The sequence below is a fragment of the Flavobacterium bizetiae genome, assembly GCF_902804475.1.
GTDB lineage: Bacteria > Bacteroidota > Bacteroidia > Flavobacteriales > Flavobacteriaceae > Flavobacterium > Flavobacterium bizetiae.
In genome coordinates this window covers 42,798-51,665 of record NZ_CADCSU010000062.1, presented here as the reverse complement: position 1 = coordinate 51,665, position 8,868 = coordinate 42,798, and the positions used below count along the sequence as shown (strand labels likewise).

Annotated in this window: 6 protein-coding genes; all 6 read left to right on the top strand. The window is 36.2% G+C overall.

What is annotated here, in order from left to right:
• The first annotated feature begins 450 nt into the window (after positions 1-450).
• Positions 451-1,122 carry a response regulator transcription factor gene (locus tag FLACOL7796_RS06600; protein ID WP_173970024.1) on the top strand — a complete coding sequence of 224 codons (672 nt, stop codon included), beginning with the start codon at positions 451-453 and terminating at the stop codon, positions 1,120-1,122.
• A 2-nt stretch (positions 1,123-1,124) separates the two neighbouring features.
• Positions 1,125-2,483: a sensor histidine kinase gene (locus tag FLACOL7796_RS06595; protein ID WP_173970023.1), complete on the top strand. Its 1,359-nt coding sequence runs from the start codon at positions 1,125-1,127 to the stop codon at positions 2,481-2,483.
• Between the two features lie 98 nt (positions 2,484-2,581).
• Positions 2,582-3,868 (top strand): TolC family protein, encoded by a 1,287-nt coding sequence (locus FLACOL7796_RS06590; RefSeq protein WP_173970022.1) that lies wholly within the window; start codon positions 2,582-2,584, stop codon positions 3,866-3,868.
• 31 nt (positions 3,869-3,899) lie between these two features.
• On the top strand, positions 3,900-4,988 hold the full coding sequence (locus tag FLACOL7796_RS06585) for an efflux RND transporter periplasmic adaptor subunit (protein WP_173970021.1): 1,089 nt from the start codon (positions 3,900-3,902) through the stop codon (positions 4,986-4,988).
• A gap of 34 nt (positions 4,989-5,022) precedes the next feature.
• Positions 5,023-8,127, top strand: a complete 3,105-nt coding sequence (locus FLACOL7796_RS06580; protein WP_173970020.1) for an efflux RND transporter permease subunit — start codon at positions 5,023-5,025, stop codon at positions 8,125-8,127.
• 172 nt (positions 8,128-8,299) lie between these two features.
• Positions 8,300-8,725: a response regulator gene (locus FLACOL7796_RS06575; RefSeq protein ID WP_173970019.1), complete on the top strand. Its 426-nt coding sequence runs from the start codon at positions 8,300-8,302 to the stop codon at positions 8,723-8,725.
• Positions 8,726-8,868: the final 143 nt, after the last annotated feature.

The window sequence follows — 8,868 nt, the reverse complement described above, 5'->3', positions numbered from 1 at the left end:
GTATAAAATGAAAGCGCTTTTTTTTTTTAAAATAAAATCTTCTTATGGAACAACTGCCCTAGCCCTTATGGGAGGAAAAATCCTTTTTCTTGCTCCTTTAGCAAGAAAAAGATTTGGAAGGACAGCAGGAAATAACTCCTAAAAAAACTTAAATTCTAAATTCCAAAAGGATTTATTTGAGTTTTGTTTTCATAAGCCTTCGACTTCGCTCAGGAGGACAATCGGGGTATAAAAAACTAAATTATAGAAGGCTTTCTCTTTCTAAGGTTTTGGGATTATCAGGATTATTACGGACGATAATTAAGTTGTTCTTTTCTTACAAGATTCAATTTTAACAGCGATTGCGAGAATTAATTGTTATTTTTGATTTTCTCTTTAAATACAATTCTTCAGGAAATTCAACTTTATAGCCTGATCAAATACAAAAACCAATTATAACAACATTAGATTATGAATGTTCTACTCATTGAGGATGATAAACGCATTAGCGAATTTATTATAAAAGGTTTAGAAGAAAACAATTTTACGGTGCATCTTGCCGAAACGGGCGAGATTGCAAGAGATTTACTTCAGCACGATACCTGGGATATTATCCTGATGGATATTATGCTTCCGGGAATTGATGGCATTCAGCTGACTAAAATGATGCGTTTCAAGAAAATTCATACTCCAATTTTAATGCTTAGCGCACTCAGCGATACCGATGATAAGGTAAACGCGCTGGATTCGGGCGCTGATGATTATTTGGTTAAACCTTTTCATTTTAAAGAATTGATCTCGAGAGTAAATGCGCTGACACGCAGGACTAAATTTAATTATGATAAGGTAGAAACTTTATACACTTTAGGAAGTTTGGCCATAAACCCCGAAGAACATAAGGTTACCGAGAATGATATACTAATCGATTTGTCTCCGCGTGAATACAAACTGCTGTTATTTTTATTAGAAAACAGAAATAAGGTGATGTCAAGAACTCAAATTTTAAACGCGGTTTGGGGTATTAATTATGACAATAACACCAATGTTGTCGATGTATATATTTCTTATTTAAGAAACAAAATCGAGCAAAACCATAAATTTATCCATACCATAAAAGGAACGGGATATATGCTTAAAGAATAGTCATGAAAATACGCAATAGGTTCACCTTAATATCTTCTTTTACGTTTAGCGTTGTCTTTGTCATTGCTTCTGTTATCACGTATTTTTCTTTTTACAGTTATTCTGAAAAGATTATTTTTAATGAACTTCAAAAAACCTGTTTGCTAACGGGTATTTTCTATCTTGAAAAAGATGAATTACCACAAAATCAGCATTTATTGATTGGACAGCAATTCCGCGAAAATTCACTTGAAATTATATCACGGGTTTACAACAATAAAAATGAGATTGTTTATGGCGATAAAACCATAGATAAAAATATAAATGCCCAACGACTGGATTACATTCGCAAGAATCGAAAACTGAATTTTAAATCGAATCATCACTTTTATTTTGGGAGTTTTTATCACGACAATCAGGGAGATTTTGTTGTTTTCGTAAAAAAGAACGATCAGGAATTTAAAACCATTACCAACAGATTGATGATCATTATGATTCTGGTTCTTATAAGCGGATTAATCACGATATATATTGTGAGTCGTTTGCTTTCGAATCTGGCGTATAGTCCGATAAAACACATCATCAATCAGGTTAACGAAATCGAAGCTTCGTCGCTCGATCGCCATATTGTTTCGCCCAATACAAAAGACGATATTCAGGAATTGATCGAAACGTACAACAATTTGTTTAAGCGTTTATCGGATACTTTTATCATTCAGAAGAACTTTATAAATTATGTTTCGCACGAATTCAAAACGCCTTTGACCGCCATATCCGGAAATCTCGAAGTATTTGCGCAAAAAGACAGAACAAGCGCGGAATACAAACAAATGGCTGAAAAAGTATTAGAAAACGTGTATCAGATCGAAGGTACTATGAACACGCTCATGATGCTTTCGGGATTGCGTAATAACACAGAACTCAATGAGATTTTCAGAGTTGATGAATTGGTTTGGGATATCAACGATCAATTGCCGGATGTTTATCCGTTAAAAGGTTCGCAGATACAAATTGCAATTGAGATTACTAATGACAAACTGCTTTCGATAAAAGGAAACAGTAACGAGATTAAAATCGCCTTATACAATATTATAGAAAATGCCGTAAAATACTCCAACGGAAATCCTATCAAAATTAGTTTGCTTCAACAAGAGGATCAGCTTAAAATTGTAATCGAAGATCACGGAACAGGTATTAGCGAAGACGACTTAAAATTCATCAAACAAACTTTTTACAGAGGCAAAAACGTCAATGATATAAAAGGCAGCGGCGTGGGGCTTGCTTTGGCCAACATTATCTTCAAACAAAATAATATTCACTTTACGATTACCTCTAAAAAAGACGTAGGAACGACCGTAACCTTACTATTTCCCCCACTCTAATCGTTTTCTAATGTAACTCTAACTCCTTTCTAACACACATCAAATTAGGGTTTAATATGCTGTAGATAGCTTTGCAACATATTAAAAACAAACTTAATTTGAAACGTATACTCTTAACATTACTCGTTATTGTGGCGCACAAAGGTGTGGCGCAAACTGCTGCACTAAACGATACAATTGTACTTTCCAGAACACAGGCCGAGGCTTTGTTTCTCGAGAAGAATATTTCTATTATATCAGAAAAACTAAACATTGACATTGCCGATGCGCAGGTGATTCAGGCCAAATTATGGCCCAATCCTACGCTGACTATTGGTGAGCTTAACCTTTGGCACAATGCTACAGCGCAGGAAGTTCCGCCTTTGTGGGGGAATTTTGGTAAAACTACACAAGTTACTGCAGAATTAGAACAACTCGTTCAAACGGCAGGAAAACGAAAAAAGTTGATTGCCATGGAAAAAGTTAGCGCTGATATCGCTAAAGAATACTTTAAAACTTTTTTACGTAATCTAAAAATCGAGTTTAGAGGCAATCTAACCGAACTTCAATATACGCAGGCTCAGGAAGCGGTTTATAAAAAACAACTTTCCTCGATGCAGACTTTACTTAAAGCTTACGGCAATCAGGTGGCACAAGGTAATGTAGGACGTGGTGAATACATCAGATTAAAAGCATCTGAACTGCAGTTCCTGAAAGAAATCAGCGATTTAAAGAAAGAAAACAATTCACTACAAAAAGAATTGAAGGTTTTGATGAATCTGCCTGCAACAAGTTATATCAAACTTACTGATGACGGTTTTGTTCCTGACAATAAAAATATCGACAATATCAATTTAGGAAATCTTATGGCTTCGGCGGTAGAAAATCGTCCTGATATGAAAGTCATTAAACTCGGAAATGACTATAACGATAAAAAGTACAAATACGAAAAAGCAATGCGTACGCCAGATGTTACACTTGGTATTAGTTACGACCGTGGTGCAAGTACAATGAATGATTTCGTAGGATTGGGTTTTGCTTTAGATCTTCCGTTTTTTAATAGAAACCAGGGAAATATAAAAGCCGCAAAAATTGCCGTTGATCAGGGAAAATTACTTACCGAGGAGAAAACTATAAGCGTACAAGCCGAAGTGTTACAAGCTTACGAGGATTTAATTGTAACCAAAAAATTATACGAAAGTGTTGATGCAACTTATGAAGTTGACCTGGATAAACTGCTGGAAAGTTACCGCAAAAACTTCATGCAGCGAAATACCAGCATGTTAGAATATCTTGATTTTGTTGATGCGTATTTAGACAACAAATCGATCCTGCTTAATTCTAAAAAAGACCTGAACAAAAACCTTGAAGAATTGCGCTATATCGCGGGCGAGGAAATCAATTAAATCTAATGATCTAAAAATAATAACAAACAAAATGAAGAAACTTATTTTACTCCCGATACTTGGGTTAATGCTCGTTTACGGATGTGGCAAAAAAGAAGAAATCAAAGATACAAAAGAGGATAAATTTTGTATCGACAAAGGCTTAAAAGCAAAAATCACGATCGAACCGGTAGAAAAACGTTCGGTTAGCGAATCTATAAACCTCACCGGAAATATTACCTACAACGCAGATCACGTAGTTCAGTTTAACAGTCTTGTTGAAGGAATTATTACCAAAACGACTTTCTCGTTAGGCGATTATGTAAAAAAAGGACAAGTTCTGGCAGAGATAAAAAGTACAGAATTAAACAGTATGCAATCTGAAAGTAAATCGTTTCAATCGCAAATAGCCGTTGCACAACGTAATTTACAATCGACCAAATCGATGTTTGAGGACGGAATTGCTTCTCAAAAAGATTTAATGCAGGCACAAAGCGAACTAGATGTTTTAAAATCTTCTCTAGAAAATGTAAGGGCCAATCTTGCCATGTTTAGCGCCAGCAGCGAAAGATCTGTTTTTCAGATAAAAGCGCCAACTGAAGGTTATATCGTTGCTAAAAACATTAGTCCGGGAATGCAGATTACAGATGGCAGCGAACCTCTTTTTACGATTTCTGACCTGAAAGAAATCTGGGTTTTGGTTAATGTATATACCAGTAATCTAAAAAATGTGAGCGAAAATATGCTCGTAGATGTTACGACACCCGCTTATCGGGGAGAAATTTTTAAAGGAAAAATAAAAATGATGGCCAAAGTTTTTGATGCTGATGAACATGTTCTAAAAGCCCGAATTGTAATGGACAACCAGAATCTAAAACTAAAACCCGGAATGACCGCTGATATCATTATCGACAAAAGTCTGGGTGGCGAAATGTTAGCCGCTGTTCCTGCAAAAGCCGCCATTTTTGATAACAATCGTGATTATATTTTAATTTATAAAGACGATTGTACGATCGAAACCCGAGAAATTCATCCAACGCTTAAAAACAACAACTGGATTTATTTTGATAAAGGAGTTAAAGAAGGTGAAATGGTGATCACTAAAAATCACTTGTTAATTCACGAAAGATTAAAAAACTAATTATCCCTAAGAACGGATAAATACCATACAAAACATGAAAAAATTTGTACAAGGTCTGGTAGCTTTCTCGTTAAAAAACTCCCTTATAGTTTTTTTCCTGACAGCAGTATTACTAGTCGCCGGAATAGTGAGCTATATCCATACGCCCATCGAAGCTTTTCCCGATGTAACCAATACAAGGGCAAGAATCATTACACAATGGCCGGGAAGAAGTGCCGAAGAAGTAGAGAAATTCATCACACTTCCTATTTCAAAACAAATGAACACGATTCCTAAAAAAGCCGAAGTACGTTCTATTTCGCTTTTCGGATTATCGGTTGTAACAGTTTTATTTGATGATGATGTCGAGGATTTTTACGCACAGCAATACGCCTCAAATCGCCTTAATGGATTAGATCTTCCCGAAGGTGCAGATGTTGATATTGAACCGCCATCCGGAGCAACGGGTGAGATATTCAGGTATGTAATCAAAAGTGATTTACCTATTAAAGAAATCAAATCCATTCAGGATTGGGTAATTGAAAGAGAACTAATCGCTGTTCCCGGAGTTGCCGATGTGGTGAGTTTTGGTGGTGAAGAAAAAATCTTCGAAATTAAAATTAATCCAACCGAATTAGAGAATTACAATCTCTCTGCGCTTGACGTTTACGAAGCGGTTTCTAAAAGTAATGTAAATGTTGGTGGAGACGTTATCCAACGTGGTGATCAGGCTTATGTCGTACGAGGCGTTGGTTTAATAAATAAAGTCGAAGATATTGGAAATATCTTGATCGAAACCAAAGGTTCATCGCCCATATTAGTAAAACACGTAGCCGAAGTTTCGATTTCAGCCAAACCAAGATTAGGTCAAGTAGGTTTAGATGGTGATGATGATGTTGTAGAAGGAATCGTGGTTATGCTTCGCGGAGAAAATCCAGGTGAAGTAATCAAAAGACTTAAAGACCGTCTGACTGAACTTAACGAGAGAGTTTTACCGGATAATGTAAAAATAATTCCGTTTATAGATCGTACCAAATTGGTCGATACAACCGTAAAAACAGTAACCAAAAACCTTGTCGAAGGAATTGTATTGGTATCGTTAATCGTGTTTATTTTCCTTTATAACTGGAGAACTTCATTGATTGTGGCATCTGTGATTCCGCTTTCGTTTTTGTTTGCCATTGTAATGCTTAGAATTCAGGGATTACCCGCCAACTTAATTTCTATGGGAGCGCTGGATTTTGGATTGCTCCTCGAAGGAACACTGGTTATTGTCGAACAAGTCTTTGTATCGCTCGAAAAGAAAGCGCATAAAGTAGGAATGGAACGCTTTAACAGCATGAGCAAAATGGGATTGATCAAGAAAAGTGTGGGTAGCGTAGCGACATATATTTTCTTTGCCTTAATTATTTTAATTGTCGCGCTAATGCCTATTTTCTCTTTCACGAAAGTGGAAGGAAAAATGTTCTCTCCCCTAGCCTTTACACTTAGTTATGCGCTATTAGGATCGTTGATTTTATCCCTTACGTATGTTCCGGCAATGTGTAAAGTCATGCTGACGAAAAACATTGTAGAGAAAGAAAATATGATCTCACGTTTCTTTAGAGAAAACCTATTTAAATTATTTAAATGGAGTACCAAACATCGTAAAGCGACCTTATATGCATTCTTAGGTTTACTGGCTATATGCTGCGCGAAGTTTGCTTTTTATGGTTCAGAATTTATTCCGAAGTTGAATGAAGGCGCCATTTATGTAAGAGCCACTTTGCCTAACAGTATCAATCTGGATGAAGCAGTACGACTTACCAAAGAAATGAAAGCCAAAATAAGGAAATTCGAAGAGGTGAAATTTGTCCTGACACAAACCGGACGGCCAAATGACGGAACGGATCCAACGGGATTTTTTAATATCGAATTGCATATCGAACTAAAACATCAGGACAAATGGAAACGCGATATCAGCAAAGAACAATTGATTGCCGAGATCAAAAAAGAACTCGATGTATATCCCGGAATTGGTTTTGGATTTAGCCAGCCTATTCAGGATAATGTCGAAGAATACGTTGCCGGAGTAAAAAGTCCGTTGGTCATTAAGATATTCGGAAATGATCTTTTTCAACTCGAAGCCATGGCCGCAAAAGTAGCCAAATCTATTAAAGATGTAAAAGGAATCGAAGACATCAACGTTTATAAAAATATTGGTTTACCGGAATTAAGAATTCAGCTTCACGACGAAAAAATGGCGCGTTATGCCATTACCACCGCCGATGCGCAAGCTGTAATCAGAATGACCATTGGAGGTCAGGCCGCAACCAAGTTTTATGACGATGAAAAGATCTTTGACATTACTCTACGTTTCGAAAAAGAATATCGTGACTCAAAAGAAAAAATCGAAGATATCCTGATTCCTACTATGAATGGTAAAAAAGTTCCGTTAAAAGAAATTGCAACCGTAGAATATAAAACCGGTCCAACCTTTATTTATCGCGAAGGAAACAGCCGTTATATCGCTGTAGGTTTTAGTATCGAAGGACGAGATTTAGGAAGTACAATCGACGAAGCTCAGAAAAAAGTAGCCGCAGAAGTAAAACTTCCGAAAGAAAATGTAATGAAATGGGCCGGAGAATTCGAGAGTAAAGAAAGAGCTTCGAAACAATTGGCCATGATTGTTCCGGTTGTTTTGATCTTGATTTTATGTCTGTTGTATTTCAACTTTGGTAATTTCAAAGATACTCTGGTAGCCATAAGCGCCATGCCGTATGCCTTTATTGGTGGTTTCTTATCGCTTTGGGTAACCGGAACGGTATTTGGAATCTCAGCCGGAATTGGTTTTATCATTCTCTTTGGAGTCAGCGCGATCGACAGTATTGTCCTCATCGGAATGATCAGGGAAAATATGCGCGCCGGAATGCATCTCAAGGATGCAATTTCAAACGGAATTCACAGCAGAATTCGCCCTATTGTCATGATTGCCCTTATGGGATCTTTAGGATTATTGCCCGCAGCATTGTCTACAGGAATGGGTTCTGAGGTTCAAAAACCTCTGGCCATCATGATCGTAGGCGGACTAATAACCTGTATGATATTATCTTTAACCGTGTTACCGCAGGTATTTTATCTGGTGTATCGCAAAAAAGATCCCAGCAGAATAGATTCATAATTATCCTACTATATAAATTGAAATCCACCTTTAGACTTTATGTTTAAAGGTGTTTTTTTTAGTATACAATTGGGTATATCTCGTGTAAAGACTTTTTTATTTTTTGATTATCAATAAATTACAAAAGCAACAAATAGCTGAGATTAAACATCTACCTTTGAAAAAAATATAAATGAACAAAGGCGGACCAATTATTATAATTGAAGATGATTTAGACGATCAGGAAATTTTGACTGATATTTTTGCAGAACTTGATTATAAAAATGAAATTATCTTTTTTGCCGAAGGCGAAAAAGCATTAGAATACTTAACCTCTACACAAATTGAGCCTTTCATCATCTTCTCTGATATCAATATGCCAAAGCTAAATGGCATGGAATTACGAGAAAAAATTCATCAAAACGAAGATTTACGACTCAAATCAATCCCATATTTGTTCTTTTCGACAAGTGCAGAACAAAAGCATGTTGTAGACTCTTATTCAAAATCTATTCAGGGCTTTTTTGTTAAACCAACCGGTTACAACGAAATCAAAGAAACCATCAAAACAATTGTTACTTATTGGGAAATGTGCGTTTCACCCAACTATGTAAAGTAAATAACATACACCTTTAACTTTTACAAACATCTTTAGACACAAAGTTTAAAGATGTTTTTTTTTTTTAGAAGCAGAAAAAAACTGCATTCATTAGAAATATAGTCCCGCTCTACACTATATCTTTTATGGCGAACCCCGCCATA